Source organism: Aliiroseovarius sp. PTFE2010, from assembly GCF_049943335.1.
Taxonomy (GTDB): domain Bacteria; phylum Pseudomonadota; class Alphaproteobacteria; order Rhodobacterales; family Rhodobacteraceae; genus JBNFVY01.
Window position 1 is genome coordinate 92,418 of the sequence record NZ_JBNFVY010000007.1, and the last position, 20,795, is coordinate 113,212.

General features: G+C 57.6%; 18 protein-coding genes and 1 pseudogene. 17 read left to right on the plus strand and 2 right to left on the minus strand.

Features of this window, described 5'->3' with window-relative positions; all coding sequences use genetic code 11:
- Positions 1-17: 17 nt before the first annotated feature.
- Positions 18-830: a DODA-type extradiol aromatic ring-opening family dioxygenase gene (locus ACP2AV_RS11425; RefSeq protein WP_426372853.1), complete on the minus strand. Its 813-nt coding sequence runs from the start codon at positions 828-830 to the stop codon at positions 18-20.
- 54 nt (positions 831-884) lie between these two features.
- Positions 885-1,184 (minus strand): hypothetical protein, encoded by a 300-nt coding sequence (locus ACP2AV_RS11430; RefSeq protein WP_426372854.1) that lies wholly within the window; start codon positions 1,182-1,184, stop codon positions 885-887.
- 122 nt (positions 1,185-1,306) lie between these two features.
- Here ACP2AV_RS11430 and ACP2AV_RS11435 point away from each other — a divergent pair, with 122 nt between their 5' ends.
- The 17 genes and pseudogenes from ACP2AV_RS11435 to ACP2AV_RS11515 all read left to right on the plus strand — a co-directional run.
- On the plus strand, positions 1,307-1,657 hold the full coding sequence (locus ACP2AV_RS11435; protein WP_426372855.1) for a winged helix-turn-helix transcriptional regulator: 351 nt from the start codon (positions 1,307-1,309) through the stop codon (positions 1,655-1,657).
- Positions 1,658-1,748: 91 nt separating this feature from the next.
- Positions 1,749-2,354, plus strand: coding sequence for a TetR/AcrR family transcriptional regulator (locus ACP2AV_RS11440; RefSeq protein WP_426372856.1), 606 nt, complete (start codon positions 1,749-1,751; stop codon positions 2,352-2,354).
- A 666-nt stretch (positions 2,355-3,020) separates the two neighbouring features.
- On the plus strand, positions 3,021-4,154 hold the full coding sequence (locus ACP2AV_RS11445) for an efflux RND transporter periplasmic adaptor subunit (RefSeq protein WP_426372857.1): 1,134 nt from the start codon (positions 3,021-3,023) through the stop codon (positions 4,152-4,154).
- 33 nt (positions 4,155-4,187) lie between these two features.
- A complete protein-coding gene (locus tag ACP2AV_RS11450) occupies positions 4,188-7,277 on the plus strand; it encodes an efflux RND transporter permease subunit (RefSeq protein WP_426372858.1) in 3,090 nt (1,029 codons plus the stop codon).
- Between the two features lie 208 nt (positions 7,278-7,485).
- A complete protein-coding gene (locus tag ACP2AV_RS11455; protein WP_426372859.1) occupies positions 7,486-8,700 on the plus strand; it encodes a CaiB/BaiF CoA transferase family protein in 1,215 nt (404 codons plus the stop codon).
- Between the two features lie 8 nt (positions 8,701-8,708).
- Positions 8,709-9,863 (plus strand): acyl-CoA dehydrogenase family protein, encoded by a 1,155-nt coding sequence (locus ACP2AV_RS11460; protein WP_426372860.1) that lies wholly within the window; start codon positions 8,709-8,711, stop codon positions 9,861-9,863.
- Positions 9,864-9,988: 125 nt separating this feature from the next.
- Positions 9,989-10,843, plus strand: a complete 855-nt coding sequence (locus ACP2AV_RS11465; protein ID WP_426372861.1) for an SDR family oxidoreductase — start codon at positions 9,989-9,991, stop codon at positions 10,841-10,843.
- 38 nt (positions 10,844-10,881) lie between these two features.
- Positions 10,882-11,688: an ABC transporter ATP-binding protein gene (locus ACP2AV_RS11470; protein WP_426372862.1), complete on the plus strand. Its 807-nt coding sequence runs from the start codon at positions 10,882-10,884 to the stop codon at positions 11,686-11,688.
- Positions 11,681-13,600, plus strand: a complete 1,920-nt coding sequence (locus tag ACP2AV_RS11475) for an AMP-dependent synthetase/ligase (protein ID WP_426372863.1) — start codon at positions 11,681-11,683, stop codon at positions 13,598-13,600. The genes ACP2AV_RS11470 and ACP2AV_RS11475 overlap by 8 nt, the downstream gene beginning before the upstream one ends.
- Positions 13,601-14,488 (plus strand): branched-chain amino acid ABC transporter permease, encoded by an 888-nt coding sequence (locus tag ACP2AV_RS11480; protein ID WP_426372864.1) that lies wholly within the window; start codon positions 13,601-13,603, stop codon positions 14,486-14,488.
- 3 nt (positions 14,489-14,491) lie between these two features.
- Positions 14,492-15,565 carry a branched-chain amino acid ABC transporter permease gene (locus tag ACP2AV_RS11485; protein ID WP_426372865.1) on the plus strand — a complete coding sequence of 358 codons (1,074 nt, stop codon included), beginning with the start codon at positions 14,492-14,494 and terminating at the stop codon, positions 15,563-15,565.
- 12 nt (positions 15,566-15,577) lie between these two features.
- Positions 15,578-16,390, plus strand: coding sequence for an ABC transporter ATP-binding protein (locus ACP2AV_RS11490; RefSeq protein ID WP_426372866.1), 813 nt, complete (start codon positions 15,578-15,580; stop codon positions 16,388-16,390).
- Between the two features lie 40 nt (positions 16,391-16,430).
- Positions 16,431-17,669 carry an ABC transporter substrate-binding protein gene (locus tag ACP2AV_RS11495; RefSeq protein ID WP_426372867.1) on the plus strand — a complete coding sequence of 413 codons (1,239 nt, stop codon included), beginning with the start codon at positions 16,431-16,433 and terminating at the stop codon, positions 17,667-17,669.
- A gap of 97 nt (positions 17,670-17,766) precedes the next feature.
- Positions 17,767-19,017, plus strand: coding sequence for an ABC transporter substrate-binding protein (locus ACP2AV_RS11500; RefSeq protein ID WP_426372868.1), 1,251 nt, complete (start codon positions 17,767-17,769; stop codon positions 19,015-19,017).
- A gap of 84 nt (positions 19,018-19,101) precedes the next feature.
- A complete protein-coding gene (locus tag ACP2AV_RS11505) occupies positions 19,102-19,878 on the plus strand; it encodes an enoyl-CoA hydratase/isomerase family protein (RefSeq protein ID WP_426372869.1) in 777 nt (258 codons plus the stop codon).
- 11 nt (positions 19,879-19,889) lie between these two features.
- The gene (locus ACP2AV_RS11510; RefSeq protein WP_426372870.1) at positions 19,890-20,672 is read left to right on the plus strand and encodes an enoyl-CoA hydratase/isomerase family protein; all 783 of its coding nucleotides are present in this window, start codon (positions 19,890-19,892) and stop codon (positions 20,670-20,672) included.
- A 40-nt stretch (positions 20,673-20,712) separates the two neighbouring features.
- Positions 20,713-20,795, plus strand: a pseudogene (locus tag ACP2AV_RS11515) (electron transfer flavoprotein subunit beta/FixA family protein); the annotation flags it as partial.

Below are 20,795 nucleotides of genomic sequence, written 5' to 3' on the forward strand. Positions count from 1 at the left end.
ACCGTCACACCCGCCAATCACCCGAAGCGAAACGCGCTTTCAACGGCGCCGAGAACCCGATCTTCCAAGGTTTTCTCGCCGATATCAAAGCCCGCTGCGCCTGCCACGACATGCAGCGGGATCAGGTGCTCTTCGCGTGGGTGCGCATCACGCCCCCCCGGCGCCTCTGACCAGCGCGCCAGCCTGCGGTTGCGTTCATCGGGATCGGGGCAGGTCACTGCCTCGGCCAGCCAGGTGTCGAACTCTGTGCCTGCGGTGTCGCCGCGCGGCCCGCCGCGCATGCTCTGCATCATTACGCCCATGTTGTGATAGGTGTTGCCGCTGCCGATAATCAGCACCCCTTCGTCGCGCAGGGGGGCAAGGGCCTGACCCAGTGCGATATGGCGTTCGGGGTCTAGATCACTGGCCAGCGACAGCTGAACACAAGGAATGTCGGCATCGGGAAAGGCGACCTTGAGCGGTACAAAGATTCCGTGATCAAAACCGCGCGTGGTATCCTTGGCCACGGCAAGCCCGGCGTCGCGGATCAAGTCGTGAACGCGGTCCGACAGCGCCGGATCGCCGGGGGCCGGCCAGGTTAGTTCATAGGTGTGCGGGGGAAACCCGCCATAGTCGAACAGCAGGGGCGGGGCGGCGTTGTGTTGCACGGTGAATGCGGGTTCCTCCCAGTGGCCCGAAATCACCAGAAGCGCTTTCGGACGCTCGGGCAGCGTGTCGGGCAGGCTTTGCAGGTACTTGCGGTGCCGGTCCCATTCGTCAGGTGGGTTCCAGTCCATGAAAAAGCAGGGGCCGCCCCCATGCGGAATGAAATGAGTTGGCATGCGGGTCATGTCAGATGGTCCTTCCTGTTTCTTGTGAATTGCGGGCGATGAACCGCAAAACGTTCAGCGCGCTAACCCGTTGGATGTAGTGTCTAGCCAAGGTTGTGCCATGAGGCGACTAGACGGCGCGGACGCGGTTTTGAGACGCCGATGAGACGACATGCGCGCCCAAGGCCACCCGAATTGGTGGCCAGCCAAGATCGTCAGAGCGGCAAGCGGCCAAGTCAGGTCGCCAAGCCCGCTTTCGGGCATGCGCGCCAGCATCGGATTGGCCGCGATGCCGGAAATCGCCCCTTCAAGGCAGACCAAACCTGCGAAACCTGTCGCAATCCAATACGTGGTATTTACGGCCCAGTCGCTCATGCCACATCTCCTTGTCCGCCAGAAAAACCTGAGCGTTGTTCGCTTTTCGAGGAATAGTTGAGCTATTACGCAAAACAAAGTAGGAACGGAAAAGTAACTACGACGCGAGAGAGGGGATACCGATGAACAAGACCCCACCACAGTGCCCGATGGATTCGATCCTGCGTCTGCTCATGGGGCCGTGGACAACCTACATAATCTGGGTCCTCAGCGATCAGGGGCCGAAAAGGTTCGGGGCGCTGAAACGTGCCGTGCCAGGCATATCGACACGCATGCTGACCGAACGTCTGCGGATGCTTCAGGGCGCCGGCGTTATCTGGCGCGAACAGGCCGAAACGATCCCGCCCGCCGTCACTTATGGCCTGACCGCGCGGGGCGAAGAGCTGCGAAACGTACTGGATACGCTGGGAGATGTCGCGCAAAGATGGAAGGCAGAGGGGGTCTTTGAAGATGACGTCATACCCACCGTTTGAATGTGTCAAATCGGCAAGACTGCAGGTGTGTCAGTTTTGAGTGGGCCACATTGCGCGCCACCGCACATGCGATATCACATTTGCGAACAGAGTGATCGCCGTGAGGGATAGCAAGATTGCCGAGGTGCTGAACGGAGCCAGGGCAGTCTTTCTGAGATGCGGCTATGAAGGTGCCAGCGTAGATGCGATCGCCGAAGAGGCCAAGGTCTCAAAAGCGACGCTGTATGCCCATTCGCCAAGCAAGGACAGACTGTTTCTGAACGTCGTTCAAGTTGAATGTGACAGGCTCTCGGCCGAAATTTCCCGCCCGCTTTCAAGCGTCGATGATCCGCGAGCGATCCTTGACGAGCTTTCGCGGCGTATGATCACTTTGGTCATGGATGACGACTACATTCGCCTGTTGCGTAGCTGCATCGGCGCGGTTCCGATCCTGCCCGAGGCGGGCGAAATTTACATGGAAGCCGGTCCAAGACGGGCCACCAGGATCGTCGGTGAAGTCCTTCGTGGTCTGCACGAGGCGAGATCACTGAATGTGGACTCGGCTTATAAAGCCGCAAGCCAGTTTATTCATCTCTCGGTCTCTGGCGTCATTGTGCCGCAACTGTTGGCCGTCGATCAGCCGATCGACGCGGCGGAGCATTCGAAAAGGGCGGTGGACGTGTTTCTGGGTGCCTATTCGGTGGGCAGCAACGGTTAAAGCTAAGGGTTTAGGCAAACGATAGGCACTTCTTTTCGGCACGGATCAGGCCGACGCCTTGACGGTCATTGCGACGCAACCTATCTGTCGCCCGAGCTTTTCCGAACCGGACGGTACAGTAATGACAAAGCGGATGCATCTAGCTGGGTCCACAAACGACACGCGTGGGTTGCAGGATGCGGCGCGCGCGGTTGCATTGCGTGGGCGCAGCGGCAAGATGATCACTGACGCGGTTGCCAAAAATGCGTCGCTCGGCAAGGGCGGCGTGCCTGGCAAACCTCTGATGAATAAGGTGCTGCTTTGCGCAGGGCCGGGCCAACGTCAGGGCCCAAGAAAGTCAGTCGCCAAGCGCCGGGCCCCGAATTTCGCGCGTGGAATTTTCGGCACGTTTTTGAACGCGCAAGTGATGGAAGATGCGCTGTCTTGGTCGGTTTTTTCAGGCGTCGAACCAGATCCCAAACCGCGCGCTCCGCTTCGGACTGAACCAACCGGCACCTTCAAGCGTACCCTATCCGACAGACAAGACGCTTCGGCTGCCATGATTTCCGATGGGGCGATACACGAGACGCAGGGCCAAGCCACTTCTGAGCCTTTCGCATGGCGGCTCGGGTGTCATGGAACGCGTCATCGAATGATTGAGGACTATGATCGATGAATTCGAATAAAATGACCCGAATATGGAAGCGGCTTGCGTCGGTCCTGGCCGTCGCGGTTGTGGCGGCCTTGGCCGCGCCGTTCCTTCCAACCCTGCTGGCTGATGTCATGGCCCAGACGGCAACGGATGGCGCGCAAGTTGAAGGCGACACGATGGTTGCGGAGGATCTCGATCAGCCGGTCACGGTTGAAGTGACCCGCGCGCTGAGCCGCGTCGTCAATGAATCGCGCACCGTTGCTGGTCGCGTCGAACCTGCCCGAGCGGTGGACCTTGCGTTTCAGGTCCCGGGTCAGCTCATTCGTCTGGACGTTGAGCCGGGCGACATGATTTCCAAGGGTGACGTGATCGCAGAACTCGACCGGGTGGATTTCGAACTGGCCGTCGATCGGTCACAGGCATCCTACGATCTTGCAAATTCCGAGCTTAAGCGCGCGGCAAGCCTTGCCGAGCGGGGGGTCGCAGCCGATGCGCGGCTGGATAGCGCGCGCGCCCAGTTCGCACAGGCTGATGTCGCTCGGCGTGAGGCCGAGCGGCGCTTGTCCCAAACCCAGATCGTGGCACCCTTCGATGCGATCGTGGCGCGGACCTTCGCCGATGAATACGTCAACGTCACTTCGGCCGCGCCGATCGTGCGGTTGCAGGATGTCAGCGAGATGCGGATCATGATTTCCCTGCCCGAGGAACTGGCCTCGGTCGCGCGATCCGAGCCCGATGCTTTTGAAATCGTTGCGCGTTTCCCCGCAGTGCCTGGATATACCGCCCCCCTGGAGCTTCGCTCGTTTTCGACCGATGCCGACCCCACGGCGCAGACCTACGACTTAGAGTTTGCGATCACGGGTGATACCGATCCGCGCCTTCTGCCCGGGATGACCGCTGATGTGCGGATCTCGACCGCGACAGAGAAAGACCGCCCGCAATCGGTGATCGTTCCGGTTTCCGCCGTCGACACCGTCAGCCGGACCGACCCGTCCATCTGGGTGTACGAGGAAACGTCTGGCCAGGTCGCGCGCAGGACAGTTCGGCTGGGCCTTCCGGTTAATGACGAGATCATGGTTCTGGACGGGCTTCAGGGCGACGAATTGGTTGTGTCTGGCGGCTGGTGGCGGCTCAGAGACAATCAGGCGGTCACGGTTTCCGGGCTTTGACCCCGTAATTTTTGGCAGGACACGGTTGGCTCCATGGCACTCAGCATCTCGCGTGCAAGCATCAAACGCCCAGTGGCGGTCTGGCTTGCTATCATCTTTTGTATGGTTGGCGGTTATTGGGGGCTGAACACGGTTGGCCGCCTTGAAGACCCGAGCTTCACCCTCAAGACTGCGCTTGTCTTTGTGCCTTATCCCGGCGCCACGGCGGTCGAGGTCGAAGAAGAGGTCGCCGACGTCGTCGAAAATGCGCTGCAGCAGATGAAGCAGCTTGACCGGGTGGAATCGAAATCCATGCCGGGCATGGCGCAGATTACCGTCGAAATCGAGATGACCTATGGCCCGGATGAGATTCCACAGGTCTGGGATGAAATGCGCCGCCGTCTCAGCGATTTGGAGGGCGATCTTCCATCAGGCGCACTTGCGCCCATCATCAACGATGATTTCGGCGACGTGTATGGCATGTTCTATGCGGTAACGACCGAAGGTCTGAGCCCGTCTGAACAGCGGGACCTGGCCACGACGCTTCGGCTTGGGCTGGTTACCGTCGACGGGGTCGCCAAGGTTGAGGTTCAGGGGCTGACCGAAGAGGTGATCAACATCTCGATCCCGTCTTCCCGCCTTACGGAACTTGGTCTGCCGCCGAACCAGATTCTTGGGATTCTCGCCGACGAAAACCAGGTGTTCTCGAATGGCGAGATTACCGAGGGCCCGGCCCGCATCAGCCTGTCGGTTCCACCGGGCTATGTGAGTGCCGAAGGTATCGAAGACCTTCGGCTCGGCGTGGCAGGCGAAGTCGGGCAGGTCGCGATCTATGACATCGCCCGCGTGACTCGTGAAAAGGCCGAACAGCCCACCCACGTTGTCCGCCAGAACGGAAAATCGGCGTTCACCCTTGGCGTTTCGGCACTGACAGATCGAAACGTGGTCGAGGTCGGCGGGGCGGTTTCGGCGCGGCTGGAGCAGCTCAAGGCTGATCTGCCGGATGGTGTCGAAATCATTCCGATTTACGAACAGCACGTCGTTGTTGACGAAGCTGTATCAAGCTTTCTCAGCAGTCTGGGGCAATCCGTGGTGATCGTCATCGCCGCGCTGATGCTGACCATGGGTTGGCGCGCGGGCCTGGTCGTGGGGGCGACGCTTGGGCTGACTGTCTTTTCGACGCTGTTCTTCATGTCGGTCTTCGGCATCGCCATGGAACGGATCAGTCTTGGTGCATTGATCATTGCGATGGGCATGCTCGTCGATAATGCCATTGTGATCACCGAGGGGATGGTGATCGGTATGGCGCGCGGAAAATCTGCAGAAGACGCGGCCGCCGAAACAGAAACCTCTACGTCGATTCCTCTGCTCGGGGCCACCGTCATCGGGATCATGGCCTTTTCCGGTATCGGCCTGTCGCCCGACGCGACCGGCGAATTCCTGTTTTCGCTTTTCGCGGTGATCGCGATCTCGCTTCTGATGAGCTGGGCGCTGGCCGTCACGGTTACGCCCTATCTTGGCAAGCTGCTGCTTCGGGCCCCCAAAGTGGCCTCGGACGACCCCTACAAAGGGGCATTTTACGGCGTTTATCGCGGGTTTCTCAAGATGGCCCTGCGTTCCCGGGCGCTGGTCGTTGTGATCATCGTGGGGATCACGGTCTGGTCCGTGTTTGCCTTCGGGCAGGTCAAACAGGCGTTTTTCCCTGTTTCGAATACACCGATCTTCTACGTTCAGGTCCAAATGCCTCAGGGGACCGACATCAACGTCACCGACGCGGAAATGAAGCGACTTGAAAAGATGCTTCTGGCAGAGGACAGCGTCACAGATGTGACCACCCTTGTCGGGCGCGGCGCGAGCCGTTTCATGCTGACCTATAACCCCGAGCAGGCCGACCCCAGCTATGGTCAGCTGATCGTTCGGGTGACGGACGCCGAGGCGATCCCCTCAATCGCGTATCGCCTGAACCGTGAACTGCCTGCCGAATTCCCGCACGCTCTTATCCGCGTCGAAGAGATCGTGTTCGGGCCGCCGGCCGGTGCCGACGTCGCGGTTCGTTTTTCGGGGTCTGATCCGGTCATTCTTCGCCAACTTGCGGATGATGCGATGAGCATTTTCGTCGAGGCCGGTACAATCACCAATCCACGTACCAATTGGCGGCAGCGCGAGATCATCATTGAACCTATCGTTGATGAGTCCCGCATGCGTCTGGCCGGTGCCACACGTGGTGCGATCGCAGACACGATCAGATACGGCACCTCTGGCATGCGTGTGGGTGAGTTGCGCGAGGACGATGAGGTGATTCCGATAAACCTCCGCCTTCCTGAAGGCGACCGCGACGGGGTCGAACGTCTTCGTGACCTGTCGGTATGGTCCGATGGGGCCGGGGCCTATGTTCCCATGGCCAACCTTGTGGAACGTTTTGAAACCCGCCTTGTCGAAGCGCTCATCCACCGGCGAGACCGCGAACGGACGATCGCAGCCTATGGCGGTTCACGCAGTGACCTGACCGCGGATGAAGCGTTCCGAAGTGTCCGGGCCGACATCGAAGCGATCCCGCTGCCCGACGGCTATAAGATGGAATGGGGCGGCGAATATGAAAGTGCGCAGATGGCTCAGGAAAGTCTTGGCAAGCAATTGCCCCTTGGCTTTCTCGTCATGCTGACGATTTCGATTTTGATGTTCAACAAGATCCGCCAGCCGCTCATCCTCTGGCTTGTTGTCCCGATGTCGGTGACGGGCATGGTTCTGGGTCTGCTGTTCACAGGGTTGCCCTTCACCTTTACGGCTCTGCTGGGCTTCCTGTCTCTGTCGGGCATGTTGATGAAGAACGCCATCGTTCTGGTTGAAGAGATCGACTTGCAACGCTCAGAGGGTGTTCCGGATTACAAGGCCGTCATAGATGGATCGGTCAGCCGTCTGCGCCCTGTGGTCCTTGCAGCGGGTACGACGATCTTTGGGATGGTCCCCCTTCTGCCGGATGCCTTCTTTGCGTCAATGGCGGTGACGATCATGGGCGGGCTCGCATTTGCGTCGGTTCTGACGCTTGTTGCTGTGCCTGTGCTTTATGCGCTTCTGTTTCGGATTCGCACACCAAAGTCGAAGACGGACGGAAAAGGGGCGCAGACCGATATGGCGTCTGCCTGACGCTTGCGCTGACGCCACCCAATCGTCCGCGTTTGGTGAAAACGTGGTGGGCGTACCTGCGGGGCGCCCACAGATGCCTTCGCCCCGATTTTCAACAAGACGATTGTCGGCAGGGCAGGCCATCTCACTTCTTCATCTGAAGTGTTGAGGTTTGCCAGCCCCACCGCTAGTAATCTAACAATTGTTAGATTATTGGCGAAGAGAGCAGATGACCGGACCCCTACATCAACTGAAAATCATTGAACTTGGACATGTAATTGCCGCGCCACTGTCGACAGCCTTACTCTCGGATTTCGGCGCGGATGTCATCAAGATCGAGTCACCCAACCGGACCGACATGATGCGAGACCTCGGCCCCAAAGCCGAGGATGGGGTTGGCGTCTGGTGGAAAACCCTGGGCCGAAACAAGAAAATTCTGAGCTTGAATTGGAAATCGGACGACGGGCGGGACATCCTGCGCAAGCTGGTTGAAAGCGCAGATGTGCTTGTCGAGAATTTCCGGCCCGGCGTTCTTGAACGTGCGGGTGTGGGGCCAGATACCCTGCATGAGTGGAACCCGGATCTTATTATTCTGCGCATTTCGGGGTACGGGCAGGACGGTCCGATGCGGGACGTGCCGGCCTTTGGACGCGCGGCGGAAGCCTTTAGCGGCCTGGCGCATCTGACCGGTTTCGACGATGGGCCACCGATGCACCCAGGATTTCCCGCCGCCGATGGCACGACCGGATTGATGGGTGCCTTGGGTATCATGCTTGCGCTCTTTGCCCGTGAAAAGGGAACGGCGCGTGGTCAGGTCGTCGATCTGGCAGTGTTCGAGGCGTTGTTGCGGTTGATGGACTATCCTGTTCCGGCCTTGACGGGAGCAAACCATTCGCCGCGCCGCAACGGGCTGCGTCAGCCGATGGATTTTGCCCCCGGGGGCATGTTCCGCACGTCCGACGGCGTGTGGTTGACCGTCTCGGCAGGCAGTGCGGAAACCGCGCAACGCCTTCTGCGGGCGGTTGGCGGGGATGCACTGGCCGACGATCCGCGTTTTGCGACCCTTGCCGAAATGTCGCAGCATATGTCCGTGGTTTTCGATGCAATAAACGATTTTGTCACCCAACATACATTGGCCGAGGTAGAGGCGGAATTTGCCCGTCATGATGCTGTTGCTTCGCGGGTACTGAGCGTCGAAGAGGTCACGACAAACGACCAGGTCCGCTATCGCGGCGACATCGTATCGGTCGAAGGCGAGCAGACGCAGGTTGTCGGGCCGGTCCCGCACATGAGCGCAACCCCGGGCGAACTTCGCTGGCTGGGCCGGGCGCCAGGCGCGGACACCCGCAGCATTCTACGCGACCTTGGAATTGACGATCAACAGATCGCAGCGCTCAGCGCGGCGGGGCTTGTGGGGCTCGATGGCGGGGAGAAGAAGCAGTGACATTTAGAATGACAGACGAGCAGACGGAAATTCGCGAACAGATCCTGCGCATTTGTTCGCAGTTCGGCGACGACTACTGGCTGGAGCGTGATCGCAACGGTGGTTTTCCCCATGAATTGCACCGGGCGATGGCCGATGGCGGGTGGCTTGGGATTGCCATGCCGGAAGCGGTCGGCGGCGCCGGCCTGGGAATTACCGAAGCCACCATAATGATGCAGGCGATTGCCGAATCCGGTGCCGGTGCCAGTGGGGCTTCGGCCATCCACATGAATATTTTCGGGCTCAATCCGGTCGTGAAGTTCGGGACAGATGAACAGCGTGCCCGCATATTGTCCCCCCTTATTGCTGGAGATGAAAAGGCCTGTTTCGCCGTGACCGAGCCGACGACCGGCCTTGATACGACCAAACTGAAAACCACGGCTGTGCGGCAAGGGGATCGCTATGTCGTGCATGGCCAGAAAGTCTGGATTTCAACGGCGCAGGTGGCGCACAAGATGCTGCTTCTGGCAAGAACGACACCGCTAGAAGAGGTGACCGACCCGACCGAAGGGTTAAGCTTGTTTTATACGGACCTCGACCGAGATTTCGTGGATGTCCGCGAGATCGAGAAAATGGGCCGCAAGGCGGTCGATTCGAATGAGGTCTTCATCGATGGATTGCCGATCCCGATGGAAGACCTGATCGGAGAAGAGGGCAAAGGATTTCGACAGATTTTGCACGGCTTGAACCCGGAACGCATCCTTGTGGCCGGCGAATGCATCGGAATTGCACGAAACGCTTTGACGCGGGCGGCGCAATACGCCAATGAACGTGTTGTGTTCGGCAGACCAATCGGTCAAAATCAGGGCGTTCAGCATCCGCTGGCGCAAGCTTGGGCACGGGTAGAGGCGGCCAATCTTATGGTCATGCACGCCGCTGCCCTTTACGATGCCGGAGATCCTTGCGGGGTCGAGGCGAACGCGGCCAAGCTGCTGGCTGCAGATGCGGCGGTGGAGGCAACCGAAGCCGCGCAAATGACATTTGGGGGATTCGGGTACGCCAAGGAATATCATGTTGAACGACTAGTAAGAGAAGCGCTTCTTTTTCGCATTGTGCCGGTGACGCCGCAGATGCTCTTGTCCTTCATAGGTGAAAAAGCTCTCGGGCTTCCAAAGTCTTACTGATAGAATTAGTGAAATGACGTTACGGCCATTCCGGCCTTGATTAATTTTCTAACGGCCGTTAGATAGCCGAAATAACTCCGAATGGGGGCAAATAACTCCGAATGGGGGCAAAGGGAGGAGGCGTCATGGATGAGACGCAATTCGGGTCTTCGCGAGAAGACCTGTTAAAACGCTCAACCGTTTTTTCGAGCGATTTGTTCGCTGGAAAAACCGTTGTAGTTACCGGCGCGGGTGGTGGCTTGGGGTTGGCGATTGCAACCCTCTTCGCCAGACTCGGCGCCAATCTGGCAATCAATGGACGCAACGAAGAAAAGCTGGCCTCGGCCAAGGAATTTCTCGAAAGTCTGGGCGGCAAGGTTTTTGCCATGCCCATGACCATTCGCGATCCTGAGCAGGTCGAGAATTTCGTCAGTGCGGTAAACCAGGAATTCGGGTCCATAGACGTTTTGGTGAATAATGCAGGGGGCCAGTTTCCGCAGGCCGCTCTGGATTTTTCCCCGAAGGGATGGAACGCAGTCATTGATACCAACCTGAATGGCACCTGGTGGATGATGCAATCCACCGCACGCCACTGGGTTGAGAACAAGCAACCAGGTTCCGTAGTAAATATTGTAGCTGACATTTGGCGTGGTATGCCCGGTATCGCGCATACCTGTGCGGCTCGGGCTGGGGTGATCTATCTGTCCAAGTCAGTCGCCGTAGAGTGGGCGCCGCACGGCATCCGCGTGAACTGCGTGGCGCCAGGCTGCTGCGAAAGCAACGGTTTTGGAAATTACCCCGCAGAAGGCGCGGCAACCTTTCAGGATTCCAATCCGATGCGGCACGCCGGAGACGAATGGGACGTCGCCGAAGGGGTTGCCTATATGGCGGCCAATTCAGGAAAATTCGTAACCGGTGAAGTTTTGAACATCGACGGCGGGCAGCAATTGTGGGGGGACCCATGGCCGACAGGACGTCCGGATTATTTCCGGATCTCCTGATGAACGCTATGAACCTAAGTGGGGACGATAGGATCTAGATGACGACAAATAGTAAAACAGCAATCGGTTCCAGTGACGAAGCGATACTAGAGTGCAGCGGGGTCGAACGCCGGTTCGGTGGGATCGTCGCTGTCACAGGTGTGGATCTTGTCATTCGGCCGGGGGAAATTTTTGGCCTTGTCGGTCCAAATGGTAGTGGCAAGACAACGCTGACAAACGCAATTACGGGGTTTTATCCGCCGAACGAGGGCTCTGTCCGGTTGGCGGGAAATGACATCACCGGCACAGCACCTCACAAGGTTGCAAAGCTCGGGGTTGCCCGGACCTTCCAAAACCTTGCCCTGTTCAATGGCATGAGCGTGCTGGATAACATCCTTCTGGGGCGCCACATCCATATGAATCCGGGCGTTATGCGCACCGCACTTTATTGGTGGGCCGCACAGCGCGAAGAAATCGAAAACCGCAAAATCGTCGAGGAAGTGATCGAGTTTCTACAGCTTGAGAGCATCCGGCACGAACTGGTCGATGGTCTGCCGATCGGTCTGAAAAAGCGGGTCGAACTTGCGCGTGCTCTGGTGGCAGAACCGCAAATGCTCATTCTTGACGAGCCTATGGCAGGCATGAACCAGGAAGAAAAAGGGTATATGTCCCGCTTTATTCTGGATGCCCGGGCCGAACGCGGCGTCAGTGTGCTTTTGATCGAGCACCATATGGATGTGATCATCGGCATTTGCGACCGCATGCTAGCACTGAACTACGGGGAAATGATCGCCAGCGGCATTCCGAAAGAAGTGGTTAACGACCCCCGGGTCATCGAGGCTTATATCGGAGGCTCTCATGGTTGATGGGACGAAAAAGCAGTCTTTGACAGACAACACAATTGGCGCACTGCTGATGCTGAACGCCTCAAAACATGGGTCGGAAATTGCGCTCCGTGAAAAAGAACGCGGAATCTGGAAAGAAACGACCTGGGCTGAGTACGCCGAAGAGGTTGTAGCCTGCGCGGCCGGACTTGAAAAAATCGGCGTAAAGCCGGGAAAAGCGGTCCTTATTCTGGGCGATAACCGTGCGCGGCTTTATGGTGGGATGCTGGCAATTTCGATGCTCGGCGCCTTTGCAATGCCGGCCTATCCGGGCGCAACGCTCGATGAGCTCAAGCACTTTCTTGGCGAAGTCGAAATCGTTGCCGCTATCGCAGAAGATCAAGAACAAGTAGACAAGATCCTTGAGCTCAAGGAAGCGGGCGCGAAGGGCATTGACCACATCATCTATGATGAAGCGCGCGGCCTTGGATTCTATGAGATCGACGGTTTGATGTCTTGGGATCACCTGATCGAAGTCGGGACGCACGATCTGAATGAAGCTCCGGGTCGGCGCGACGAGATCTTGCATCGCTCAAAGCCTGAAGATCCAGCCATTTTCCTGCATTCGTCCGGTACGACGGGCAAGCCGAAAGGGATCGTTCTGAGTCAAAAGAACGTTTTCGCGGCCGCCAAGAATGGCCACGACGCAGGCGCATACGGAGAGGCTGAGGAAATTCTCGCTTATCTTCCAATGGCTTGGGTTGGGGATTACGCGATTACGGTGGCTGCCGCGCTGTTGTACCGCTTTACCGTGAACGTGCCAGAACGGCAGGAAACGGTCGTGCGGGATATGCGCGAAATCGCACCGACATTCTATTTGGCAGCGCCCCGTAGCTGGGACCAGATGCTGACAACGATCCAGGTCGGAATGGAGGATTCAACCCGTTTGAAGAAGTGGTTGTACCATTTCTTCATGGACCGGGCCATTGCCTCAGAAACACGCAAGCTGAACGGCAAGAGTGGCGGCGCATTGGAGCCCTTGGGCCGACTGCTGGGCGAGTTGCTCGTCTTCGGTCCGATCAAGGACCAGTTCGGTATGAGCCGTTTGAAGAACGCGTTTACTGGCGGTGAAGCCATCGGCGAAGACACCTTTGTGTTTTACCGCGCTTTGGGCATCAAGCTGCGTCAGTTCTACGGTCAGACCGAGATCAGCGCGATCAGTGCCATGCAATCACCGAACGAAGTGCGCTTGCACACCGTTGGTAAGCCGGCGCCGGGTGTTGAGGTCAAGATTGATGACAGCGGCGAGATTCTGTTGCGCTCGGACAGCGTGTTCGCTGGCTATTACAACAAGCCAGAAGCAAGTGCCGAGGCCCTCGAAGATGGTTGGCTGCGGACCGGTGACGCTGGATATCTTGAAGAAAACGGCCAACTGGTGGTTCTGGGGCGTGTGTCCGAGGTCATGTATACGGCCGGCGGCGAACGTTATGTTCCAAACTACATCGAGAACCGGTTGAAATTCAGCCCGTACATCAAGGACGCCGCTGTTGTTGGCGCCGGACTGGATGAACTGACCGCAATGGTCTGCGTGGATTTCGAAGCGGTCGGCCACTGGGCCGAGGTGAACGGTGTGCCTTACGTGTCCTATTCCGATCTGTCTCAGCGCGACGAGGTCGCGGCGCTGCTGCACGAGGCGTTCCAACGGGTCAACAAGGCCGTCACCGAGCCGTTGCGCCTGCAACGCTTTGTCAGCTTGCCGAAAGAATTCGACCCCGACGATGGAGAAATCACACGTACGCGAAAACTGCGCCGGAAAGTTGTGCAGGAACGCTACGCGGACGTCATCGCGGCGCTCTACGACGGTTCAAAAGAGGTTCATGTGAGCGCGCAGGTGACTTACGAGACCGGGGAAGTAGGGAAGGTCGAAAGAAGCCTTCCCATCAGGGAGGTATAAATGGATTGGGTCTTTCTATCTGAACTTGCGATCAATGGAGCCTTAACGGGCCTTTTGTATTCGCTCTTCGCCATCGGCCTGGTGCTGATTTACAAAGCCTCTTCGGTGCCGAATCTGGCGCAGGGCGGGCTGACAATGGTCGGGGCCTATGTGGTTCTTGCCCTTTCACATGACGCGGGTCTGCCGCTGTGGCTGGCCATTCCCCTTGCTGCGCTGATCATGTTCGGCCTGGGTTTTGGCATTGAACGCGTCGCTCTGCGCCGTCTTGCCGGTCGCCCTGTCGTCATGATCTTGATGCTGACGCTCGGCCTGGACATCTTCCTGCGGGGTACAACTCTTGCGATTTGGGGTGGGACATCCAGTTCGATGGAACTGGGCGTCAGCTATGAACCGCTGTTCCTGGGTGACATCTTCGTCAGCCGCATCCATCTTGTCGGTGCGAGCGTCGCAATCGGGCTCTTTGTTGCCTTCATGCTGTTTTTCCGCAGCCGGACCGGCATCAAATTGCGCGCGATTGCAGACGACTACATGGCGTCCTGGTCCGTCGGGATTTCGGTCGAACGCGGCGTTGGCTTGTCTTGGGCGCTGGCATCGGTTGTTGCTGTCGCTGCAGGCGTCATCTGGGGCGAAATTCAGGGCGTCGATCAGTCGCTGTCGCTGCTGCTTCTCAAGGGTTTGACGGTTGCCGTGCTCGGTGGTCTCGACAGTATCCTGGGGGCCGTGATCGCCGGGATTATCCTCGGCATTGTTGAAAATGTGGGCGCTGATTTCCTCGATCCGCTTGTCGGAGGGGGTAGCCGGGAGCTCATCGTCGCCGCCGTGCTTATTCTTACGGTCATGATCCGTCCGCACGGCCTGTTTGGTCGTCACGACATCGAAAGGGTATAACAGATGTTCTATAGACTTTCTGGTGTCCACCACGCCAACTACGTCTCGGACAGCCGTATCTTCAAGGTACCTGCTGACCGAAATCTGGCAGTATTCATCTTCGTGATCGGGCTTGCAGCGCCCTTCATCATTCCGTCGCTTTACCTGAACAGTTACATGCTTCCGTGGCTGATTTGGACAGCGGCAGCCCTTGGCCTGAACCTGGTAACGGGTTGGGCCGGCCAGCTTCACCTGGGGTATGCTGCGGTCATGGCCGTTGGGGCGTATTCGGCGATCCACGCCGCGCGCTTCGGGGTGCCATGGGAATTCGCCCTGATCATCGGCGGGTTGATGTCATCGGCAATCGGCAGCCTGTTCGCCTTTGCCGCGTTGCGGGTCAAAGGTCTCTATCTGGCGCTGACAACCCTTGCGATGCAGTTCGTGATGGACTGGGTGTTGACGCACTCGCCAGCAATTTCGGGCGGCTCACACGCGTCGCTCCAATCGCCGACACTGGCGCTACTTGGCCAGGATATCACCTCTGACGCCGGCTACTACTACGTCGCCTTCGGATGGTGCGTGTTGGTGACGATCTTTATGCTGAACCTCAAACGGACTGGGCTTGGACGTGCCTTGGTCGCCGTGCGGGAAAAAGACTTTGCTGCCGCGATCCTGGGCGTGAACAGTTTCTACTACAAGATCCTGGCCTTCGCGACGTCGTCCTTTATTGCCGGTGTAAGCGGTGCTCTGCTGGTCGCGACGTTCTTCTTCCTGGCTGCGCCAGAGCAGTTCTCGGTGAACGTTTCGATCCAGGTCCTGGCGATGGTGATCGTTGGCGGACTTGGCAGCGTTATCGGATCGTATTTCGGTGTCGCCTTGATCTTGCTTGTTCCCGGTTTGGTGAACAGTCTGGTCGTCGCGGGAAGTCAAGGGATGGGCATGCAGATCAATGTGGAAACTCTCGCCCATATCCCGAACGCGGTCTATGGCGCGCTGATCGTCATTATCCTTCTGATCGAACCACTGGGGCTTGGAAAGCTCTACGGCAACATTAGGGACTATCTGATGGTATGGCCCTTCGATCAGCTCAGAAAGTAAAGAGACATGCCGATGCAAGAAAAAGTTGAAGCCCAGCCCATTCTGTCAATGAACAGTGTCGAGGTGCTGTACGACAATGTGATGCTGGCGATCAAAGGTGTTTCGGTTCAGGTCCCAAAAGGCGAGATGATCGCACTCTTGGGCTCGAACGGAGCGGGAAAAAGCACCACACTGAAAGCGATCAGCGGTCTTTTGAAGGTCGAACGCGGACGCATCAGCCGAGGTGAAATAACGTTCCAGGGAACAGACATTACCGATATGGCTGCGCAAAAGCGGGTCGAAATGGGTATCTGTCATGTGATTGAAGGGCGACGCGTCTTTGAACACCTGACGCCGGATGAAAACCTGACTGCTGCTGCGCCGCGTGGAATGTCACGATCGACGCTGAATGCGGAAAAGGAAAAGATCTACGCCTATTTCCCGCGACTTGCCCAGCGGCGCAATTCGCAGGCAGGGTATCTGTCAGGTGGCGAGCAACAAATGCTCGCCATTGGACGGGCGTTGGTGACCCAGCCGAAACTGTTGATGCTCGACGAGCCAAGTCTTGGGCTTGCGCCTTTCCTGGTGGCAGAAATCTTTGGCATTTTGCAAAAGATCAATAAAGATGAAGGTCTGTCTGTTCTGTTGGTTGAGCAAAACGCGTTGGCTGCACTGGAAATCGTTTCGCAAGGGTACCTGATTGAAAACGGCCGCGTTGTCATGCACGGCACGGCCGAAGCTCTCAAATCCAACTCTGACATTCAGGAATTCTATCTGGGCGGCGGGGAAGGCACTGATTTCCACAACGTCAAGCATTACAGTCGCCGCAAGCGTTGGCTGAGCTAAAGACCAAAGAAGAAGAAAGAGAACGTTCAGGGAGGACGAAATGAAACTATTAGCCAAAGCGCTGGCCGTGGTGGCCACGGTAGGCGGAAGTATATCCGCCACCCAGGTCATGGCCGAGCCATTCAAAGTGGGTGTTTGTTACGACCTCAGCAAGGCATACACTTTTGCCTCGCCACAGGTGTCGCAGGCCGCAATGGACCTGGCCAAGCTGATCAATACCAAGGGCGGGATCGGTGGCGAGCCGGTTGAAGTGATCGTTCGCGATCACGGCAATGAACCGCAGCGCGGGATTGAATGTTACTCCAAGCTCAGCCGCGAGGGCGTCTTTGTCTTCGACACGTTGTCCACGCCGGTGTCACTGGCCATCCTGCCACGTGCGATGGAAGACGAACGCATTCTGATGCAATCTCTCGTCGGTCGTGGTGATGCGGTGGACGGGACTGTCTTCGACTGGGTCTATCCGGTTGGACCGACATACTGGGGGCAGGCCGCCAACGATGTCGCCTATATCAAACAGGTTCATGACGGCGATCTTTCTGGAGTGAAAATCGGGTTCGTCTATTTCGATTATCCCTTCGGTCAGGAACCGATCGAAATTCTCAAAACCCTGTCCGAAAAAGAAGGTTTTGAACTGGATCTTTATCCGGTGCCGCTGCCTGGCAGCGATCAGGCCGGTGTGTGGTCGAAAGTGCGCCGCGACAAGCCAGATCATGTGATTGTCTGGATGCTGGGCGGTGCGCATGTGGTCGCGTCGAAAGAGATGCAGCGTAATCGCATCCCGATGGAAAAGTACATTTCCGTCAATTGGCTGAACGAAGTCGATATCGAGAACATCGGCAATGAGGCGGCCAAGGGTATCAAGCGCGGCACCAATGTTGTGGGCGGCCCTGACGTGGCCTTGCGCCAGGAGATCATGACCGAGCTCTATGAAAAGGGAGAGGGTTCGGGTCCGATCGAGAAAACCCAGGACGTTTTCTACAACACCGGGTTGGCGATGTATTCGATCGTGTTCGAAGCAGCACGCAAGGCGGCTGAACTTGAGGGCCTGCCAATCACCCCGACGTCCTACAAAGCCGGTCTCGAGTCGCTCAAAGACTTTGATGCCAACGGGCTGATGGCGCCGATTACCGTGACTGCCGAAGATCACGGTGGCGGCGGAAAAACCCGCATCGAAATGTGGGACGGTGCAAAATGGGTGCCACAAACCGATTGGATCGCTGAATACAGCGATGTCGTGTGGGACGTGGTGAAGGAAAGTTCCTCCAAGTACACTCAATAGCAGGGCTGACAATAGCAAGGTCAGCGTCACGCGGGGCGTCGGCGCGCCCGTACATGGCAAAGGCGCCCCAAAGAACTATCAACGGGAGAAATACAAAATGAAGTTCAAACAGCAAATCAAAGCGGTGGCTCTTACAGCCGCTTTGGCAACATCCGCAACAATGGCGACAGCGCAGGACAAAGAGCCGATCCGGTTCGGACTGTGCTTCGACCTCAGCAAATCCTACACCTTCATCTCGCCCCAGGTGGCACAAGCGGCCCAGGATTTGGCCATGTACACCAACGAAAACGGTGGCATCGAAGGGCATCCGATTGAAATCATCGTCCGCGATCACGGCAACGAACCGCAGCGCGGCGTGGAATGCTATGAGCAGCTCAAGCGTGACGGTGTTTTCATTTTCAACTTCCTGTCCACGCCTGTCACGAACGCGGTCCTGCCGCGTGCGATGAAGGACGGAAACGTTCTGATGCAATCCTTCGTTGGCCGCGGCGACGCAGTTGACGGTGAAGTATTCGAATGGGTGTTCCCGGTCGGTCCGACCTACTGGCAGCAGGCTGCAAACGACGTTGCCTATATCAAAGAGCAAATGGGCGGCGATCTGTCCGAGGCAAAGATCGGCTTCGTTTATCTCGATTACCCCTTCGGCCAGGAGCCGATCGAAATCCTGAAAACACTTTCCGAAAAGGAAGGCTTCGAACTTGAACTCTATCCTGTGCCGCTGCCCGGTTCCGATCAGGCTGGCGCCTGGAGTAAGGTTCGTCGCGACAAGCCTGACTACATGATCAGCTGGCTGCTGGCTGGCGGACACGTCGTCGCCTCCAAGGAAATGCGCCGTAACCGCTTCCCGATTGATCGTTACCTGGCCGTGAACTGGCTGAACGAAGTCGACATCGCCAACATCGGCGCGGAAGATGCCAAAGGCATTCTTCGCGGCACCAACGTGGCCGGCGGCCAGGAAGTTCCGATCGTGAAAACGATGCTGGAAACCTACTATGCCAACGGCAAAGGCAGCGGACCTGAAAGCCTGGTTCGTGACGTGTACTACAACACCGGAATGGCGATTTACTCGACTGGTTTTGAAGCCGCGCGTATTGCGATTGCCGAACATGGCTGGCCGATCACGCCGGAAAGCATGAAGAAAGCTTATGAAACGATCGAGAATTTCGATGGCAATGGCGTCATGGCTCCGGTTACGGTGACCGAAAAAGATCACGGTGGCGGCGGCAAGACCCGTGTCGAACAGTGGAATGGCGAAACCTGGGTTCCGCTGACTGATTGGAGCGCCGACTACCTCGATGTGGTGTGGGAAGTTATCCGGGAAAGCTCCGGGAAGTTCACCGTCGAATAAGAAAAACCCCCCGCGGCAAACTTGTCGCGGGGGAACCCCGAGACCCTACGTTCGTATGTAATCCAAAGAGACGAAGCAGATATCATGAGCCCTATTGATGTGAAGATCGAAGACGGCATCGCGACCGTCTGTATCAACCGGCCCGAGCGCAAGAACGCTCTGTCCGTGGCCGCGACGAACGGGCTGACAGATGCCTGGGAAAAGATCGATGCAGATGACAGCGTACGCGTCGCAATTCTGACTTCGGCCGATTGCGGTGTGTTCAGCGCCGGCTTGGATTTGAAGGAAGCGACTCAAATCGCGAAGGAAGAAGGCGTCGACATCCTGACGAAGATGCGCGACCCGTTCCACGAAACCATGAGCGCTTGCAAAAAACCCATCATCGCGGCAATGACCGGATCCTTGATGGCGGGCGGCATGATGCTCACGCTGAACTGCGACCTTCGCGTCGGCCTCAAGGGCACCAAGGTTGGCATTACCGAGGTCAAGATCGGTCGCGGATCGCCTTGGGCCGCGCCGGCGCTGTCGATGTTGCCGCAGCCCATCCTGATGGAAATTGTTCTGACCGGCGATTTGATGCCGATCGAGCGTCTGCACGAATATGGATTTACCAACTACCTGGAAGACACGCCGGACGCCGTGCGCGCGCGCGCACTTGACCTTGCCAAGCGGATTGCCAGCGCGGCCCCGCTTTCGGTGATCGCGGCAAAGGGCAGCGTACGTGCAACCATGGATCTGGGCTGCGCGGGTGGCCTGAAAGAAGGCAAACGTCTGCACGAAGTTGTATACGCCAGCAACGACGCGATCGAAGGCCCCAAAGCTTTCGCCGAAAAACGCGCGCCCGTCTGGACCGGAACCTGAAGGAGCCCGCAATGTCCGCACTCATACGATTGGACAGGGACGGCCCTGTCGGCATCTTGCGCTTTTTGCAGCATGACAAACGTAACCCTTACAACTTGCTGTTCGTTGAGGAATTGGTCACGCTGTTACGTGAAGCCGATGAGGACGATACGATCCGCGCCGTGATCATGACCGGCGGCGATCATTTCAGCAGCGGCGGGGATCTCGTCGGGTTTCAGGATGAAATCGCGAAAGGTGCCAGAGCCACGTTCGAAATGATCGACAAGGTGCATGATGGCGGACGCGCGGCCTATACGTTCCGCAAGCCTCTGATCTCTGCCGTTTGCGGCGTCGCATTCGGCGCGGGTCTCAGCTTGGCCCTGTCGGCTGATATCGTCGTGGCTGCCGAAGATGCGCGGCTGTGCGAAGTGTTTGCCCGCGTTGGCGGCTGCCCTGACACTGGGTCGAGCTGGCTTCTCCAGCAACGCGCCGGCGCGGGGGTGGCGCGGATGCTCGTTCTTACGGGACGTGAGATCGATGGACGCACCGCCAAGGAACTGCGTGTCGTGGAAGAATGTGTACCGGCTGCGCAAGTCGAAAGCCGCGCGCTTGAGATCGCGCGTGAAATTGCCCAGCATCCAATGTTCGGCGTACAGACCGCCAAGCAGGTGATGCGCGCCACAGCAGAGTGTAGCTATCTGGAAGCGCTGAATATCGAACGTGACTCCCAAAGTGTTCTGTTGTGCGCACATGACTTTCCCGAGGCCATGAAAGCCTTCTCAGAAAAACGAAAACCGAAATTCAAAGACCGCTAAGACAGTCAAAACAACATCGAAAAATCAAGGAGATACCGTGATGAAGGTACTTGTACCTGTCAAGCGCGTGATCGACTACAACGTTAAGGTTCGTGTGAAAGCGGACGGAAGCGGTGTCGATCT